The organism is Neisseria sp. HMSC31F04, assembly GCF_001807735.1.
GTDB classification, from domain to species: domain Bacteria; phylum Pseudomonadota; class Gammaproteobacteria; order Burkholderiales; family Neisseriaceae; genus Neisseria; species Neisseria elongata.
The window spans coordinates 1-1,154 of record NZ_KV790800.1; the positions used below are offsets into that span (position 1 = coordinate 1).

The 1,154-nt window shown below is 38.5% G+C and carries 1 protein-coding gene and 1 pseudogene; both read left to right on the forward strand.

All coding sequences use genetic code 11. From position 1 onward, the window contains the following. Positions 1-293: pseudogene (locus tag HMPREF3107_RS12800) on the forward strand (integrase core domain-containing protein); the annotation flags it as partial. Between the two features lie 135 nt (positions 294-428). After that, a complete protein-coding gene (locus HMPREF3107_RS05795; RefSeq protein WP_070454216.1) occupies positions 429-1,088 on the forward strand; it encodes a hypothetical protein in 660 nt (219 codons plus the stop codon). The last annotated feature ends 66 nt before the right edge of the window (positions 1,089-1,154 follow it).

The window sequence follows — 1,154 nt, forward strand, 5'->3', positions numbered from 1 at the left end:
CGGAATACAAAGGCTCGGCCAACCATGCTTTCGGTGTAGCCTGTTATGAGAACGGGATTGGTCAAAAGTTTACCCGGGTTGCCCGTCCGCAGACCAACGGTAAGGCGGAGCGGGTTATCCGCACCCTGATGGAGATGTGGCATGAGAAACAGTCGTTTGACAGTCCGGAACACCGGTGAAAGGAGTTGTGCCGCTTTGTTAATTTCTATAACACTGTGAAGCCGCACCGCAGTTTGAACGGCGATACGCCGTTCGAGGTCTTGCAGGCTTATTTTTCTCAACCTGTGGTGTAAACAACGCGACGATTTCCTACAAAGAATATATATTGAATATGATAGAAGTACCTCTCCATGAGGAATGCTACATGCGGATAGAATACTAAGCAATGATAAAGATGCTATTGTTATTTTAAGGACGCTAGATTGATTATGAATAATCCACAGTTTTTTTTACAATATCATAAACCTCATACCACTCATTTGTGTTTCTTTAAAATTCCATTTAATGAGATGGTGTTACGCTTTGAGCAAAGATTACAAGAGCTTGGTTTGATATGGGGGTGGACGGTAACTCACCAAAAACTATCTGATGAACTCAGTTTGTCAGATAAAATTAAAATGTTAGAGCCTTGTGTGATTTTACATGACAAATATCTTATTTTGGAGACCGTTTCTGATTGGTGTGTCTATATGGAAAATGGGCCTTTAGGTACAGAGGTATTTAACCAACCCGATTATTTATCCAAAACATGGGCGGTGGAGAACATTAGCTTATATCTTTCTCCAAATTTTAAGAAAGATGAATTTGGTGCAGTTATGTTTCATTGGCAAAATGGCGCCAATAAAATTTCAGAATATGAAGTAGAAAGTAGAACGATTATGGTGCATAAAGAAACCAGTAAAACAACTTTTGAGCAAAGTGGGAAACCTTTTGTATTTGAGGATTTAGCTAGTTATGAAAAAAGAATCAAAAAGGAGCGATTAACGGTTGATATGGTTGCTGAATATTGCAAACATTTTAATATTGATTTGTTTAACTTGGATTTTTATAAAGGACGTGCAGCATTATTTACAACCCATAAAAAATAGGTGCTTCAAAAAACACATGGGGCTGACGTAGATTGCAGTTATGCTAGGCTACGAAAATGCAGATAA

What these genes read in the sequence shown, in the direction of transcription:
- HMPREF3107_RS05795 (WP_070454216.1), top strand. Translation starts at nt 429, where the DNA reads ATGAATAATCCACAGTTTTTTTTACAATATCATAAACCTCATACCACT.